Consider the following 14,449-nt stretch of genomic DNA (forward strand, 5'->3'; position numbering starts at 1 on the left):
TCAGGCGCCTTTCGGCAGCAGGCCGGGGGGCGCCTTGACGTCTTTCTTCGCGCATTTCTTCAGATAGGCCGGCGCCCAGTGCGAATAGCGGCCCATATCGCCCTGCTGGTGGATCAGCATGTCGATGAAGGCCGCGCGGTGTTCGGGCCGCTTGAGCGACTTGAACAGCTTCTTCTGCGCCTTGGTCATCGAACAGCCGATGCAATGCCCCTCGCGGCGGAACTTGCAGACGTCGATGCAGGGGCTTGGCAGCTTCTTCATTGCGGGTCCGGCATTGCGGTGACGGAAGGGAGATATGGTAGGCCCGGAGGGACTTGAACCCCCAACCAAAGCGTTATGAGCGCTCTGCTCTGACCAATTGAGCTACAGGCCCCCTGGGGCGGGCTTAGCAGAGGACGGGCGCGGGTCAAGCGTTGCGGCAAGCGGGGCGTTCGTCTATCGGGCGGGCATCGGGCAGGGCGGGTGGACGACATGACGGACCGGACGGGACTGACCTATGCGCAGGCGGGCGTCGATATCGCGGCGGGCAATGCGCTGGTCCGCCGGATCGCGCCCCTCGCCGCGCGCACGGCGCGCCCCGGCACGATGTCGGGGCTGGGCGGATTCGGCGCGCTGTTCGATCTGAAGGCGGCGGGATATGCCGATCCGGTCCTGGTGGCGGCGACGGACGGAGTGGGCACCAAGCTGCGCGTCGCCATCGAGACGGGCGATCTGGGCGGCGTCGGTGTCGATCTGGTGGCGATGTGCGTCAACGACCTGATCTGCCAGGGGGCCGAGCCGCTGTTCTTTCTGGATTACTATGCCACCGGGGCGCTGGACGTGGACGAGGCGGCCGCCGTCATTGCCGGGATCGCCGAGGGCTGCGCCGCGTCGGGCTGCGCGCTGATCGGCGGCGAGACGGCCGAGATGCCGGGCATGTACGGCGCGGGCGATTTCGATCTGGCGGGGTTCGCGGTGGGCGCGGCGGATCGCGGCGCGCTGCTGCCGCGCGACGTGGCGGAAGGCGACGTGCTGCTGGGGCTGCGATCGTCGGGCGTGCATTCCAACGGCTTTTCGCTGGTGCGCCGGGTGGTCGAGCGGGCCGGGCTGCACTGGCAGGACGAGGCGCCCTTCGGCGAGGGAAGCCTTGGGCAGGCTTTGCTTGTTCCCACAAGGCTTTATGTCAAGGACTTGATGCCCCGCGTGAAGGCGGGGGATATCCGTGCGCTGGCCCATATCACCGGCGGCGGGCTGACCGAGAACGTGCCGCGCGTGCTGCCCGAAGGGCTGGGTGCCGCCATCGACCTTGGCGCATGGGCGCTGCCGCCTGTCTTCGGCTGGCTGATGGAGGCGGGCGGGATTGCCGGCGACGAGATGCTGCGCAGCTTCAATTGCGGGATCGGCATGGTCGCGGTGGTGGCGCCCGACCGGGCCGACGCGCTGGCGGACGGGCTGTCGGCGGTGCGGCTGGGCCATGTCGTGCGCGGCGACGGCGTGACCTTCGCGGGGCGCCTTGGGGGGTGAGCCTGCGGGTCGCGATCCTGATTTCGGGCGGCGGGTCGAACATGGCGCGGCTGGCCGACGACATGACCGGCGACCATCCCGCGCGCCCGGTTCTGGTCGTGTCGAACCGGCCCGATGCGGGGGGGCTGGCGCTGGCCTCGGCGCGCGGCATCCCGACGGCGGTGGTCGATCACCGGGCCTATGACGGGCGGCGCGCGTTCGAGGCGGATCTGGCCGCGACGCTGGACGCGGCCCGGCCCGACCTGATCTGTCTGGCGGGGTTCATGCGTATCCTGACGCCGGATTTCATCGACCGTTTCGCCGGGCGGATGCTGAACGTCCATCCGTCGCTGCTGCCGCTTTATCCGGGGCTGGACACCCATCGCCGGGCGCTGGAGGCGGGCGACACCGTGGCGGGATGCAGCGTGCACGAGGTGACGGCGAATCTGGATGCGGGGCCGGTGCTGGGGCAGGCGCGGGTGCCGGTGCGGCCCGGCGACACGCCCGACAGCCTGGCCGCCCGCGTGCTGGAGGCCGAGCATCGTCTTTATCCGGCAGTCCTGCGGCGGGTGGCCCGAGGCGAGCGGGCGCCGCTGAGCCTGGGATGAGCTTTCCATCCGCCGCCGACCGCCCTATCAGGACGCGACATTGCCGAGGATGACACACCACGCATGATGACGATCGTCACGACCGACGCGCTTGCCGCCTTTTGCGAACGCGCCCGCAGCCGCCCCTATGTCACCGTCGATACCGAGTTTCTGAGAGAGCGGACCTATTACTCGCAGCTTTGCCTCGTGCAGCTTGCGCTGCCGGGCGATGCCGAGGACGACGCGGTGCTGGTCGATCCGCTGGCACCGGACCTGTCGCTGGAACCGCTCTATGCGTTGTTTCGCGATGCGGATGTCGTGAAGGTCTTTCACGCCGCGCGGCAGGATATCGAGATTTTCTGCCTGGAAGGCGGGGTGATTCCGCAGCCGCTGTTCGATACGCAGGTGGCGGCGATGGTCTGCGGTTACGGCGATCAGGCGGGATACGAGACGCTGGTGCGCAAGATCGCCAGGGCGCAGGTGGACAAGACATCGCGGTTCACCGATTGGTCGCGGCGGCCGCTTTCGGATGCGCAGAAAGCCTATGCGCTGGCCGATGTCACGCATCTGCGCGGGATCTACGAATATCTTGCCGCCGAACTGGAGCGCACCGGACGGACCGCCTGGGTCGAGGAGGAACTGGCGGTGCTGAGCGATCCCGACACCTATCGCATCCGCCCCGAGGATGCCTGGAAGCGGATCAAGACGCGCAACGGATCGGGGCGGATGCTGGCGGTGGTGCGTGAACTGGCGGCGTTCCGCGAAGCCTATGCGCAGGACCGCAACGTGCCGCGCGGACGGGTCTTCAAGGACGACGCGCTGGTCGAGCTGGCGACCGCCAAGCCGCAGAACGAGGCCGATCTGGGCCGTCTGCGCCTGCTGCTGCGCGAGGCGCGGCGTGGGGACATCGCCGAGGGCATCCTGGCCGCCGTGAAGCGCGGGCTGGCGGCCGATCCGGCGGATTTTCCGCAACCCGACCGCAGCCGCGACAATTTGCAGGTGAACCCGGCGCTGGCCGATCTGCTGCGGGTGTTGCTGAAGTCGAAGTCCGAGACCGCAGGCGTGGCGCAGAAGCTGATCGCCAGCAGCGCCGATCTGGACACCATCGCCAGCGGCGGCCGGGACGTTGCCGCGCTGGGCGGATGGCGGGCCGAGGTGTTCGGCCACGACGCGCTGCGCCTTTGCCGGGGCGAGGTGGGGTTGGCCGCGAAGGGATGCGACGTGGTGGTGTTCGCGCTGGGCCGAGACGCCTAGCGCCGCACGGCACGGGCGTTGCGCGCCCCCGAGACGCGGATTTCGGACACGCCGGCAAGCTGGCGGTCGGTCAGGAAGATGCCGACGATCACCTCGCGCGAAACTGCGGTCGAGACGCGGGTGGGTTGCAGCGGCGGTTCGATCCTGAACTCGAAATCGAGGCGCCCGTCCGCCGCGTCGCCCACCGGGACCAGCGCGCCGTTCCAGAAGCCTTGGACGGGCGGCAGGCCGGTCGCCGTCAGGATCGCGCCACCCGGCTTGCGCGCGATGTCGAGGGCGGCGACCTGTTCGACCAGAGGGCGCGTTTCTACCGCGACGACGCGGCCGGTATCCAGCGTCACCGTCTCGGTCGAGCCGCCGAACCAGTTGAACGGATTGAGCCGCGACTGGCCGCAGCCCGCCAGCAGCGCCGCACATGCCAGCGCCGCGATCCACGTCCTGCCCATACTTGTCCCCCGCAAATCCCCTGACCCCGGTTAGCGGATGGGGCGCGGCTTGAAAAGCGGCGCGCGCGGTTGCAAGGCCCCCGAGCGCCGACTAGGTCTGCCGCACCGCCACGGAAGGAATGTCATGGCCAGCGCCGCCTTCGAGGATCTTGTCGAGACGTTCGCGTTTCTGGACGATTGGGAAGACCGTTACCGCCACGTGATCGAGATGGGCCGCGCCCTGCCGCCCATGGACGAGGCGCTGAAACTGCCGGCGACCAAGGTGAACGGCTGTGCCAGCCAGGTCTGGCTGGTGCCGACGGTCGAGGACGGACGGTTTGATTTCGCCGGCGACAGCGACGCGATGATCGTCAAGGGGCTGATCGCGGTGCTGCACGCGCTTTACGCGGGCGCGCCTGTCGGGGAGGTGCCGAAGATCGACGCGGCGGCCGAATTGAAGCGGCTGAACCTGCACGATCACCTGTCGTCGCAACGGTCCAACGGATTGCGGGCGATGGTGGACCGGATCCGGCTGGTCGCGGGGCAGGCGGCCTGAACGGTCAGGCGGCGGGCGAGAGGCGCACGGCGGTGCCGTAGCACATCACCTCGGACGCACCCTGCTGAATGGTCGAGGTCTGGAAGCGGACGGCCACGACGGCATCGGCCTGCAACCGCGCGGCGTCGGCCAGCATCCGTTCCAGCGCAAGATCGCGGGCATCGGCCAGAAGGCGGGCATATTCGTGCACTTCGCCGCCCACTAGATTGCGCAGCCCGGCCACGATGTCGCCGCCGATATGCTTGGCGCGCACCGTCGAACCGCGCACGATGCCCAGGGCCGCGGCGGTGTCGCGCCCCGGAACGGTGTCGGTCGTGACGGCGATCATCGCGGTCCCCTGGGATCGTTGCGGCGGTCGCGCAGGCGATCCGCGACGACCCGCCAGAACACATAAAGGAACAGGACGACAGGAACCGCCACCAGCAGCGACCACGGGCCGAGTTGCAGGGCCGCGCCCGCAAAGGCCGCGACCCAGACGGTCAGCGCGGCCCCGGCGATGGCGACGACAAGGATCAGGACAAGACGGTCGAGCGGCATGGATCCTCCTGTCCCCGATATGGGGGCGGCGGGTTAAGGTTCAATGAAGAGGCTTCCCGATGTTCTGCAAATGTTCTAGAGTGGGGGGATGGAAACCGATGAGACCGGCCGCATCGCGCAGGCGCGCCGCAGGGGGCGGGGGGCCGCCAGCAATCCTGCGACGCGGTTCGACCCCTATCTGCGCGCGGCCGAGGATGACGGCTGGACGCCCGACGACGACCTGCCGCCCTGGCGCACCGAGGTCAGCGAGGAGCGATCGGGCCGCGCGATGGCGCGCAACACGTCGCCCGATATCGGGTTCGACCGGTCGCTGAACCCTTATCGCGGGTGCGAGCATGGCTGCATCTATTGCTTCGCGCGGCCCACCCATGCCTATCTGAACCTGTCGCCGGGGCTGGATTTCGAAACGCGGCTGGTGGCGCGCCCCCATGCGCCCGCCGCGCTGGAAAGGGAACTGCGCGCGCCGTCCTATCGCGCGGCGCCCGTGGCGCTGGGCACGGCGACGGATCCCTATCAACCCATAGAACGCGACCGGCGGATCACCCGGCGGCTGCTGGAAGTGTTGCAGGCGTTCCGGCATCCGGTGACGGTGGCCACGCGCGGCACGCTGGTCGAGCGCGACGCCGACATTCTGGGCGAGATGGGGCAGGCGGGGCTGGCGCGGGTCGGGATCACGATCACCACGCTCGACCCCGATCTGGCCCGCCGGATGGAGCCGCGCGCGCCGTCGCCCGCGCGCCGCCTGCGCAGCGTCGCGGCGCTGGCGCAGGCGGGCATTCCCGTGCGGGTGATGGTCGCGCCGATCGTTCCGGGCCTGACCGATGCGGAGATCGAATCGATCCTGACGGCGGCACGCGATGCGGGGGCCGAAGGGGCAAGCTGGGTCATGCTGCGCCTGCCTTACGAGGTATCGGCGCTGTTTCAGGACTGGCTGGCCGACCATGTGCCGCTGAAGCGCGACAAGGTGCTGGCGCGTCTGCGGGAAATGCATGACGGCCAGCTTTACGCCGCCGATTGGGGACGGCGGATGCGCGGGCAGGGGCCGCATGCCGACCTGATCGGCCGCCGCTTCGCGCTGGCCTGCGCCCGGCTGGGGCTGACCGAGCGCATGACGCCGCTGCGCCGCGACCTGTTCGCGCCGCCGCCCCGGCCCGGCGATCAGCTGTCGCTGTTCTGACTATTCGACCTCGTCCACGAGCTGCGCCTTGGCCGTGACCATCAGCGCGGCCATCTTGGTGCGGATCTCTTCCTCGGTCGCGCGGTCGCCCAGATCGCCCTTGACCTTGCGGAACACGTCCTCGTCGCCAGGTTCCGAGAAGTCGGATTTCACCACCTCGCGCGCATAGGCGTTCGCGTCCTCGCCATCCTTGCCCAGAAGCTCGGCCGCCCAGAGACCCAGAAGGCGGTTGCGCCGCGCCTCGGCCTTGAACTGCATCTCGGCGTCGTTGGCGAACTTGGCTTCGAACGCGTTCTCGCGATCCTTCATGCTGGTCATCGGCACTCTCCCCGGTTTCGGTCTATCACGTTCATATGATCGCGGCCCGCCGCGTTGCCAAGGGCCGGAGGGCGGCGCGCTTGCCGCGCGGGGGCGTTTCCCATATATCGGCGCGGATACGGGGACCCCCCGCCGCCCGTCCGTGCGGCGCCGTCCCATCGGAGTACGTTCATGGCGCGTCGCAAGAAGATCTACGAAGGCAAGGCAAAGATCATGTACGAGGGCCCCGAGCCGGGGACGCTTGTGCAGTATTTCAAGGACGACGCCACCGCCTTCAACGCCGAGAAGCGCGCCAAGGTGGAAGGCAAGGGCGTTCTGAACAACCGCCTGAGCGAGTTCTTCATGAAGGGGCTGACGCAGATCGGCGTGCCCAACCACTTCATCAAGCGGCTGAACATGCGCGAGCAGCTTGTCCGGTCGGTCGAGATCATCCCGCTGGAAGTGGTGGTGCGCAACTTCGCCGCCGGGTCGCTGTCGGCGCGTCTGGGCATGGCCGAGGGCACGCCGCTGCCGCGTCCCATTGTCGAGTTCTGCCTCAAGGACGACGCGCTGGGCGATCCGCTGGTCAGCGAGGAGCATATCTGCGCCTTCGGCTGGGCCACGCAGCAGGATCTGGACGACATGATTTCGCTGGCGTTGCGGGTCAACGACTTCATGTCGGGGCTGATGCTGGCGGTGGGCATCAAGCTGGTGGATTTCAAGATCGAGATCGGCCGTATTTGGGAAAACGATTTCCAGCGCCTGATCGTCGCGGACGAGATCAGCCCCGATAGCTGCCGTTTGTGGGACATCGAGACGGGGCAGAAGCTGGACAAGGACGTGTTCCGGCGCGATCTGGGCAATCTGACGGACGCCTATACCGAGGTGGCCCGGCGTCTGGGCGTGCTGCCGTCGAACGTGACGCATGCGCCGCGGCCGACGCTGATCAACTGATGGATGACGGGGACGCGCGCATGAAGGCCCGTGTGACGGTAATGCTGAAGGACGGCGTTCTGGACCCGCAGGGCGAGGCGATCCGCCACGCGCTGGGGACGCTGGGATTTCAGGGCGTCGCGGGCGTGCGGCAGGGCAAGGTGATCGAGCTGGATCTGGACGAGGGCGCCAGCGAGGACAAGGTCGCCGAGATGTGCGAGCGGCTGCTGGCGAACACCGTCATCGAAAGCTATCGCGTGGAGATGGTGTGATGCGCCCCACGCGCCGGATTGCGCCATGAAGGCGGCGGTGGTGGTCTTTCCCGGATCGAACTGCGACCGGGATCTGGCGACGGCCTTCCGCGCGGCGGGGGCCGAGGTCGCGATGGTCTGGCACAAGGACCGGACCCTGCCCGAGGGGGTGGACGTGGTCGGCCTGCCGGGGGGGTTTTCGTTCGGGGATTACCTGCGTTGCGGGGCCATCGCGGCCCGGTCGCCCGTCTGCGCCGCCGTCAGCGACCACGCGGCGCGGGGCGGCTATGTGCTGGGCGTGTGCAACGGTTTCCAGATCCTGACAGAGACCGGCATCCTGCCCGGCGCGTTGATGCGCAATGCCGGGCTGAAATACGTCTGCCGCACGGTGACGCTGCAGGTCGAGCGGACCGACAGCGCCTTTACCCGCGGCTATGCGGCGGGGCAGGAGGTGCGGGTGCCCATCGCCCATCACGACGGCAACTATGCCGCGTCCCCGGCCGAGCTGGACATGCTGGAGGCGGAAGGGCGCGTTGCCTTCCGGTATGCCGACAATCCCAACGGATCGGCGCGCCAAATTGCCGGCATCCTGTCGGCTAACCGCCGCGTGCTGGGCATGATGCCGCATCCCGAACGGGCGGCGGACGCGGCACTGGGCGGAACGGACGGCGCGCCGCTTTTCGCGGGACTGGTGGCGACGTTGGCGGGACAGGGCGTTCCGGCCTGACCGGCGGCGCATCGCCTGCCGCGACGGGGCGGCGGATGCGCGTGCTTGTTGGCGGGCGGGGCAGCGACTAGGATTCTGCGATGGCCAGATCAGACCGATCCGACGAGGAGCGAGTGCCCGAACGGTTCAGGCGCTGGCCCTTGCGCGTCGCGGCGCTGGCGCTGGTGGCGGTCGCCGTCGCGGTCGTGTGGATCACCAACCAGCTTCTGACCGAGCGGTTCACCGAGACGACGCGCAACCGCGCCGAGGTGCGGCTGGCGCTGTATTCGGGCAACCTGATGAGCGAGTTGCAGCGCGCGTCGGTCGTGCCGCTGCTGCTGAGCCGGGATCCGTCGCTGATCGGCGCGCTGACCTCGCAGGATTATTCGGCTTCCACCCAGCGGCTGATTTCCTATCTGGACGAGATCGGCGCGGCGTCGCTGATGCTGCTGGACAGCGACGGGCGGACGGTCGCGGCCACCGATCGCAGCGAGCTGGGCACGAACCACCGGCTGACGCCCTTCTTCGTCGAGGCGCTGCGATCCGACGGCACGGTGTTCAGCACCAATGTCAATGACAGCGGCGGAATGGATTTCACCTATTCCCGCCGCATCGACGTGGGCGGCGCGTTGACCGGCGTGATGGTCGTCGGCGTCGATCTGCGCCAGTTCGAGCAAAGCTGGGCGGGCTTTTCCGACGCGGTGATGGTGACGGACAGCGAGGGGCGGATTATCCTCGCGACCGAGTCGCGCTGGCGCGGCCTGCCAGAGAGTGAGGCGCTGGAACGCCGGTCGCCCACGGGCGCCATTGAGCGGGCGATCCAGGCGACGGCGGACTGGACCGCGCTGCCCGCCGACGCCTATCTTCGCGGCGAGGCGGTGATGCGGCAGACGACGCGGATCCCGTTCCAAGGCTGGCAGATGACCAGCTTCACCACCTATGCGTCGGTGCGCGAGCGGGTGAACGGCGTGCTGGCGCTGGAAATCATGGGATTTGCGCTGCTGCTGGCGGGCGGCTTCTATCTGGCCAGCCGCAAGGCACTGAGCGCGATGACCCTGTTCCAGCGCGAATCGGTCGAACTGCGCGCGCTCAACGCCGCGTTGCAGCGGGAAATCGCCGAGCGGGAGCGCGCCGAAAAGAGCCTGGAAGTGGCCGAGCAGACGGTCGCGCAGACCTCGAAACTGGCGGTGCTGGGCGAAATGTCGGCGGCCGTCAGCCACGAGCTGAACCAGCCGCTGGCGGCGATGAAGACCTATCTGGCAGGCGCGCGTCTGCTGGTGCAGCGCCGCCGCCCGGACGAGGCGCTGTCGTCCTTCCACCGCATCGACGACCTGATCGAGCGGATGGGCGCGATCACGCGGCAACTGAAATCCTATGCGCGCAAGGCCGGCGACGCGCTGGAGCCGCTGGATCTGCGCGATTGTTTGTCGAACGCGCTGGCGATGATGGAGCCGCAACTGAAGCGGCGCGACGTGACCATCGCGCGCAGCGTGCCGCGCCAGCCGGTGCCGGTGATGGGCGACCGGATCCGCGTCGAGCAGGTGATCGTGAACCTGCTGCGCAACGCGCTGGACGCCGTGAAGGACAGCGACAATCCGCGCATCGACCTGATCCTGGCGGCAGGCGACACGGCGATGCTGACCGTGCGCGACAACGGCCACGGCATCGCCGATCTGGAATCGCTGTTCGAGCCGTTCTACACGACCAAGGCGCCGGGCGACGGCACGGGTCTGGGGCTGGCCATATCCTCGGGGATCGTGGCCGATCTGGGCGGGCGGCTGACCGCGCGCAACGGCAATGCGGGCGGGGCCGTCTTCGAGATGCGCCTGCCCATCCATCATCCGGCCGCGCTGGCGGCCGAGTGATCCAACAGACGTCCGGCAGGACCGGACGAGCAAGGAGCAGCCATGGCCCAGGCTATGAAGATCGCCATCGTCGATGACGAGCAGGACATGCGCCAGTCCATCAGCCAGTGGCTGAGCCTGTCGGGATTCGAGACGGAGACCTATCCCAGCGCCGAGGACGCGCTGAAGGCGCTGTCGCCCGACTGGCCCGGCGTCGTCATCAGCGACGTGAAGATGCCCGGCATGGACGGCATGGCCTTCCTGAAACGCCTGTTGAGCGTCGACTCGGCGCTGCCCGTCATCATGATCACCGGGCATGGCGACGTGCCGATGGCGGTCGAAGCGATGCGCGTGGGCGCGTTCGATTTTCTGGAAAAGCCGTTTAACCCCGAACGGATGACCGAGCTGGCCAAGCGCGCCACCTCGACCCGGCGGCTGACGCTGGACAGCCGCGCGCTGCGCCGCGATCTGGGCGACGGCACCGGCATCATGCGCAAGCTGATCGGTTCGTCCCCTGTGATGGAGCGTCTGCGCGAGGACATCCTCGATCTGGGGCAGGGCGACGGCCATGTACTGATCGACGGGGAGACGGGCACCGGCAAGACGCTGACCGCCCATGCGCTGCATGCCGTCGGGGCGAAGGCGGGGCGCAAGTTCGTGCTGTTTTCCTGTGCCGGCAAGGACGAGGAGGCGCTGGGCGCGGCGCTGTTCGGACCCAACGAGGCCGACCTGCCGCTGCTGGAGCAGGCGCGCGGCGGCACCCTGGTGCTGGAGGATATCGACGCGCTTCCCACGGCGTTGCAGGGCAAGCTGCTGGCGTGGATGAACGATCAGGGCACCCCGCCGGAAACGCGGCTGGTCGCGGTGTCGAACCTGTCGGAACAGGGGCGCACCTGCGAGGACGCGCTGCGGCCCGAGCTTTATTACCGGCTGGCGACGATGAAGATCACGCTGCCGCCCCTGCGCGCGCGGGGCGAGGACATCCTGACGCTGTTCTCGCGGTTCTCGGAACAATACGCCGAGGAATACGGCTGTGACGCGCCCGAGATCAGCGCGCAGGAGGCCGCGCAATTGTTGCAGGCGCCATGGCCCGGCAACGTGCGGCAATTGTCCAACGTGGCCGAACGCGCGGTGATGCAGAACCGCCGCGGGACCGGCACCATTTCGTCGCTGCTGATGGCGGGCGACGACGGGATGGCGGGCATGACGACCGAGGGCAAGCCGCTGAAGGAATATGTCGAGGCGTTCGAGAAGATGCTGATCGACAACACGATGCGGCGGCACAAGGGCAGCATCGTCGCCGTCATGGACGAGCTGTGCCTGCCGCGCCGCACGCTGAACGAGAAGATGGCGAAATACGGGCTGAGCCGGTCGGATTATCTGTGAGGGTGCGCGACGCCGTTGCGCAACTTTAGGTTGCACCGACTTCGTGATTGCATCGCCGCCCCCCCCGGTCCTATGTAGGGGAGCGGCGTCGCGACTTCTTTCGCGTCGCGCGCCGCTCTCGATTTCGCTGTTGGCGGGATGGACGGCCCTGGGGTCGAGCCTGCCACGACAGATGGATCCGGGCTTCGGCCCTCGACTGCCCGAAAGCCGGCATCGCCCGGCCCGACGGTTCAACATGGCATGCTTTGGCGCATGCCGGAGACAAACCGCGATGCGCTGTGCGCCGACGACAGACGAGACCGATCCGGCGCCTTCGGGCGACTGCCGGACCTTCTGCCGCGCGCCCCGCATCGCCGCAACCAGCCTTGCCGCCTCGACGCGGAGACCCGACGGGCCTTCCGGCCGGGCGCAGGGCGGAAACAGGATCAATGGCAAAGAAAATGCTGATCGACGCCACCCACGCGGAAGAAACCCGCGTCGTGGTGGTGGATGGAAACAGGGTTGAGGAGTTCGATTTCGAATCCGAGGCCAAGCGGCAACTGGCGGGGAACATCTATCTCGCCAAGGTGACGCGGGTGGAGCCGTCCTTGCAGGCGGCGTTCGTCGAATACGGCGGCAACCGGCACGGCTTCCTGGCCTTTTCGGAAATACACCCCGACTACTATCAGATCCCCGTCGCGGACCGCGAGGCGCTGCTGGCCGAGGAAGCGGCCATGGCCGCCGAGGAGGACGAGGACGATAACGGATCGCGCCGTCGCCGCGCGCCGCGGGCCGCGCAGGGGCCGAAGGACGCCACCGCCGCGACCGAGCCGCAGGCGGACGATCTGGCCGATGCGCGCACCGCGCTGGCGATGGCCGACATCCCCGGAATGGATGTGGTCGATCTGGCGCCCGATCCCGCCGCCGCTGCCGACGACGACAGCGACGACGATGGCGACAATGCCGACCGGAACGGCGACGACGACGACAATCGGCCCTATGTGGCCGCCGACGACGCGTCGGAACGCGACAGCAGCATCGAATCGGTCGGGTCCGACGATCCGGCCGACGAGATCAGCCGTCCGCGCAAGCCGCGCGCGCGGCGCTACAAGATCCAGGAGGTCGTCAAGGTCCGGCAGATCATGCTGGTCCAGGTCGTCAAGGAAGAACGCGGCAACAAGGGTGCGGCGCTGACCACCTATCTGTCGCTGGCGGGCCGTTACTGCGTGCTGATGCCCAACACCGCGCGCGGCGGCGGGATCAGCCGCAAGATCACCAACGTCGCCGACCGCAAGAAGTTGAAGGAGATCGCGCAGGGCATCGAGGTGCCGCGCGGCGCGGGGCTGATCATTCGCACGGCGGGGGCCAAGCGCACCCGCACCGAGATCAAGCGCGACTATGAATACCTGCAACGCATGTGGGAACAGATCCGCGAGTTGACGCTGCGGTCCATCGCGCCTGCGCCGATCTATCAGGAAGGCGACCTGATCAAGCGGTCGATCCGCGACCTTTACAACCGCGACATCGACGAGGTGCTGGTCGAGGGCGAAGCAGGCTATCGCATCGCCAAGGACTTCATGAAGATGATCATGCCGTCGCATGCGAAGAACGTGAAGTATTACCACGATCAGATGCCGCTATTCGCGCGCTATCAGGTGGAATCCTATCTGTCGGGCATGTTCAACCCGACGGTGCAGTTGAAATCGGGCGGCTATATCGTCATCGGCGTGACCGAGGCGCTGGTCGCCATCGACGTGAACTCGGGCCGGGCGACCAAGGAAGGATCCATCGAGGAGACCGCGTTCAAGACCAATTGCGAAGCGGCGGACGAGGTCGCGCGGCAATTGCGGCTGCGCGACCTTGCCGGGCTGATCGTGATCGACTTCATCGACATGGAGGATCGCAAGAACAACGCGGCGGTCGAGAAGCGGTTCAAGGACGCGCTGAAGACCGATCGCGCGCGCATCCAGGTCGGCAAGATCAGCGCCTTTGGGCTGCTGGAAATGTCGCGCCAGCGGCTGCATCCGGGCATGATCGAGGCGACGACCCAGCCCTGCCCGCATTGCCACGGCACCGGCCTGCTGCGGTCGGACGAGAACGTGGCCCTGGGCATCCTGCGCCAACTGGAAGAGGAAGGCACGCGCGAGCGCACCAAGGAGGTGCTGGTCACGGCGCCGGTGGCGGTCTGCAACTACCTGATCAACCACAAGCGCGACCACATCGCCCAGATCGAGGCGAGGTATGGCATGGCCGTCCGGCTCGAGGCCGACCCGACCCTGACCAGTCCCGATACCCGGATCGAGAAGTTCAAGACCCAGACGGCGCGCATCGTCCGGCAGACGGCGGCCATCGTCGGATCGTCGGCGCTGATGGACGATGTGGACGACAATCTGGAAGTGGACGAGGACGAGGCGCCGCCGCCCCCCGAAGCCGAGATCGAGGACGAGGCGATCGAGGCGCAACCGTCCGAGCGCGCGTCGTCCGACGACGATGCGGGCGGGCGCGATGACGGTCAGACCAAGAAGCGCCGCCGCCGCCGCCGCCGCCGCAAGTCGAACGGCAACGGCGATAACGGTGTCGAGGCCGCGTCCGACGAGACGGAGGGAAGCGACGACTCCGCCGATAGCGAGGGTGCGGACGATGCCGAGGCCGGGGATAGCGACGGCGACGAGGCCCCGCGCCGTCGGCGCAGCCGGTCGCGCAGCCGCCGGCGTTCCGACCAGCCCGTCGCCGCGCCGGTCAGCGATGAGGTCGAGGCGCAGATCACCGAAGACGCGCCCATAGCACCGCCAGTTCCGCAAGACGCGCCGAAGGACGACGACCGGCCCGAGGTCGAACCGGCACTGTCCGGCGACCGCCCCGATGCCGGGCCGGTCGTGCCCGAGGAGGTGGCCGAGACGGTGACGGAAAGCGCGCCGGTCGCGCCACCCGTTCCGGCGGCGGCGGAAAGCGACAGCGCGGTCGCCGACGATGCGCCCCGCGAGGCCGAAAAGCCCAAGCGGCGCGGCTGGTGGTCGTTGAGCCGGTGATTTTGG

General features: G+C 68.3%; 16 protein-coding genes and 1 tRNA gene. 11 read left to right on the top strand and 6 right to left on the bottom strand.

Going from position 1 to position 14,449, the window contains the following annotated elements:
* Positions 1–261: a DUF1289 domain-containing protein gene (locus tag OCGS_RS10200; RefSeq protein ID WP_007427163.1), complete on the bottom strand. Its 261-nt coding sequence runs from the start codon at positions 259–261 to the stop codon at positions 1–3.
* Between the two features lie 35 nt (positions 262–296).
* Positions 297–373 (bottom strand) — tRNA-Ile (locus tag OCGS_RS10205).
* Between the two features lie 98 nt (positions 374–471).
* Here OCGS_RS10205 and purM point away from each other — a divergent pair.
* From purM to rnd, 3 genes are all read left to right on the top strand, one after another.
* Positions 472–1,503, top strand: a complete 1,032-nt coding sequence (gene purM, locus OCGS_RS10210) for a phosphoribosylformylglycinamidine cyclo-ligase (protein WP_040610906.1) — start codon at positions 472–474, stop codon at positions 1,501–1,503.
* The gene (purN, locus tag OCGS_RS10215; RefSeq protein WP_007427165.1) at positions 1,500–2,090 is read left to right on the top strand and encodes a phosphoribosylglycinamide formyltransferase; all 591 of its coding nucleotides are present in this window, start codon (positions 1,500–1,502) and stop codon (positions 2,088–2,090) included. Before purM ends, purN begins: the two co-directional genes overlap by 4 nt.
* A gap of 63 nt (positions 2,091–2,153) precedes the next feature.
* Positions 2,154–3,323, top strand: a complete 1,170-nt coding sequence (gene rnd / locus OCGS_RS10220) for a ribonuclease D (RefSeq protein ID WP_007427166.1) — start codon at positions 2,154–2,156, stop codon at positions 3,321–3,323.
* Here the strand turns inward: rnd and OCGS_RS10225 are convergent.
* Entirely contained in the window at positions 3,320–3,769 is a 450-nt protein-coding gene (locus OCGS_RS10225) for a hypothetical protein (protein WP_007427167.1), read from the bottom strand. The genes rnd and OCGS_RS10225 overlap by 4 nt on opposite strands.
* Positions 3,770–3,893: 124 nt before the next feature.
* Here OCGS_RS10225 and OCGS_RS10230 point away from each other — a divergent pair, with 124 nt between their 5' ends.
* Positions 3,894–4,304 carry a SufE family protein gene (locus OCGS_RS10230; protein WP_007427168.1) on the top strand — a complete coding sequence of 137 codons (411 nt, stop codon included), beginning with the start codon at positions 3,894–3,896 and terminating at the stop codon, positions 4,302–4,304.
* A 4-nt stretch (positions 4,305–4,308) separates the two neighbouring features.
* Here the strand turns inward: OCGS_RS10230 and OCGS_RS10235 are convergent, their stop codons facing one another.
* Both OCGS_RS10235 and OCGS_RS10240 read right to left on the bottom strand, forming a co-directional pair.
* A complete protein-coding gene (locus OCGS_RS10235; RefSeq protein ID WP_007427169.1) occupies positions 4,309–4,632 on the bottom strand; it encodes a YbjQ family protein in 324 nt (107 codons plus the stop codon).
* Positions 4,629–4,841 carry a hypothetical protein gene (locus OCGS_RS10240; protein ID WP_007427170.1) on the bottom strand — a complete coding sequence of 71 codons (213 nt, stop codon included), beginning with the start codon at positions 4,839–4,841 and terminating at the stop codon, positions 4,629–4,631. Before OCGS_RS10240 ends, OCGS_RS10235 begins: the two co-directional genes overlap by 4 nt.
* A gap of 88 nt (positions 4,842–4,929) precedes the next feature.
* Here OCGS_RS10240 and OCGS_RS10245 point away from each other — a divergent pair, with 88 nt between their 5' ends.
* The gene (locus tag OCGS_RS10245) at positions 4,930–6,018 is read left to right on the top strand and encodes a PA0069 family radical SAM protein (protein WP_007427171.1); all 1,089 of its coding nucleotides are present in this window, start codon (positions 4,930–4,932) and stop codon (positions 6,016–6,018) included.
* On the opposite strand, the gene OCGS_RS10250 is transcribed toward OCGS_RS10245, so the two are convergent.
* Positions 6,019–6,336 carry a DUF1476 domain-containing protein gene (locus OCGS_RS10250; protein WP_007427172.1) on the bottom strand — a complete coding sequence of 106 codons (318 nt, stop codon included), beginning with the start codon at positions 6,334–6,336 and terminating at the stop codon, positions 6,019–6,021. It abuts the gene before it with no gap.
* A 171-nt stretch (positions 6,337–6,507) separates the two neighbouring features.
* Between OCGS_RS10250 and purC the strand changes: the two genes are divergently transcribed.
* From purC to OCGS_RS10280, 6 genes are all read left to right on the top strand, one after another.
* Complete coding sequence (gene purC, locus OCGS_RS10255) at positions 6,508–7,269, top strand: phosphoribosylaminoimidazolesuccinocarboxamide synthase (protein WP_007427173.1); 762 nt, start codon at positions 6,508–6,510, stop codon at positions 7,267–7,269.
* Between the two features lie 20 nt (positions 7,270–7,289).
* Positions 7,290–7,520: a phosphoribosylformylglycinamidine synthase subunit PurS gene (purS, locus tag OCGS_RS10260; RefSeq protein ID WP_040610909.1), complete on the top strand. Its 231-nt coding sequence runs from the start codon at positions 7,290–7,292 to the stop codon at positions 7,518–7,520.
* 25 nt (positions 7,521–7,545) lie between these two features.
* A complete protein-coding gene (gene purQ, locus OCGS_RS10265; protein ID WP_007427175.1) occupies positions 7,546–8,226 on the top strand; it encodes a phosphoribosylformylglycinamidine synthase subunit PurQ in 681 nt (226 codons plus the stop codon).
* An 80-nt stretch (positions 8,227–8,306) separates the two neighbouring features.
* Positions 8,307–10,070 (top strand): sensor histidine kinase, encoded by a 1,764-nt coding sequence (locus OCGS_RS10270; RefSeq protein ID WP_040610883.1) that lies wholly within the window; start codon positions 8,307–8,309, stop codon positions 10,068–10,070.
* A gap of 42 nt (positions 10,071–10,112) precedes the next feature.
* The gene (locus OCGS_RS10275; RefSeq protein WP_007427177.1) at positions 10,113–11,435 is read left to right on the top strand and encodes a sigma-54-dependent transcriptional regulator; all 1,323 of its coding nucleotides are present in this window, start codon (positions 10,113–10,115) and stop codon (positions 11,433–11,435) included.
* 428 nt (positions 11,436–11,863) lie between these two features.
* On the top strand, positions 11,864–14,443 hold the full coding sequence (locus OCGS_RS10280; RefSeq protein ID WP_007427178.1) for a ribonuclease E/G: 2,580 nt from the start codon (positions 11,864–11,866) through the stop codon (positions 14,441–14,443).
* The last annotated feature ends 6 nt before the right edge of the window (positions 14,444–14,449 follow it).

Origin of the sequence: Oceaniovalibus guishaninsula JLT2003, assembly GCF_000299575.1 — a bacterium.
Classification (GTDB): Bacteria; Pseudomonadota; Alphaproteobacteria; order Rhodobacterales; family Rhodobacteraceae; genus Palleronia; species Palleronia guishaninsula.

Coding starts and splice junctions, on each gene's coding strand:
- OCGS_RS10200 (WP_007427163.1), bottom strand. CDS start 261: ATGAAGAAGCTGCCAAGCCCCTGCATCGACGTCTGCAAGTTCCGCCGC.
- purM (WP_040610906.1), top strand. CDS start 472: ATGACGGACCGGACGGGACTGACCTATGCGCAGGCGGGCGTCGATATC.
- rnd (WP_007427166.1), top strand. CDS start 2,154: ATGATGACGATCGTCACGACCGACGCGCTTGCCGCCTTTTGCGAACGC.
- OCGS_RS10225 (WP_007427167.1), bottom strand. CDS start 3,769: ATGGGCAGGACGTGGATCGCGGCGCTGGCATGTGCGGCGCTGCTGGCG.
- OCGS_RS10230 (WP_007427168.1), top strand. CDS start 3,894: ATGGCCAGCGCCGCCTTCGAGGATCTTGTCGAGACGTTCGCGTTTCTG.
- OCGS_RS10235 (WP_007427169.1), bottom strand. CDS start 4,632: ATGATCGCCGTCACGACCGACACCGTTCCGGGGCGCGACACCGCCGCG.
- OCGS_RS10240 (WP_007427170.1), bottom strand. CDS start 4,841: ATGCCGCTCGACCGTCTTGTCCTGATCCTTGTCGTCGCCATCGCCGGG.
- OCGS_RS10245 (WP_007427171.1), top strand. CDS start 4,930: ATGGAAACCGATGAGACCGGCCGCATCGCGCAGGCGCGCCGCAGGGGG.
- OCGS_RS10250 (WP_007427172.1), bottom strand. CDS start 6,336: ATGACCAGCATGAAGGATCGCGAGAACGCGTTCGAAGCCAAGTTCGCC.
- purC (WP_007427173.1), top strand. CDS start 6,508: ATGGCGCGTCGCAAGAAGATCTACGAAGGCAAGGCAAAGATCATGTAC.
- purS (WP_040610909.1), top strand. CDS start 7,290: ATGAAGGCCCGTGTGACGGTAATGCTGAAGGACGGCGTTCTGGACCCG.
- purQ (WP_007427175.1), top strand. CDS start 7,546: ATGAAGGCGGCGGTGGTGGTCTTTCCCGGATCGAACTGCGACCGGGAT.
- OCGS_RS10270 (WP_040610883.1), top strand. CDS start 8,307: ATGGCCAGATCAGACCGATCCGACGAGGAGCGAGTGCCCGAACGGTTC.
- OCGS_RS10275 (WP_007427177.1), top strand. CDS start 10,113: ATGGCCCAGGCTATGAAGATCGCCATCGTCGATGACGAGCAGGACATG.
- OCGS_RS10280 (WP_007427178.1), top strand. CDS start 11,864: ATGGCAAAGAAAATGCTGATCGACGCCACCCACGCGGAAGAAACCCGC.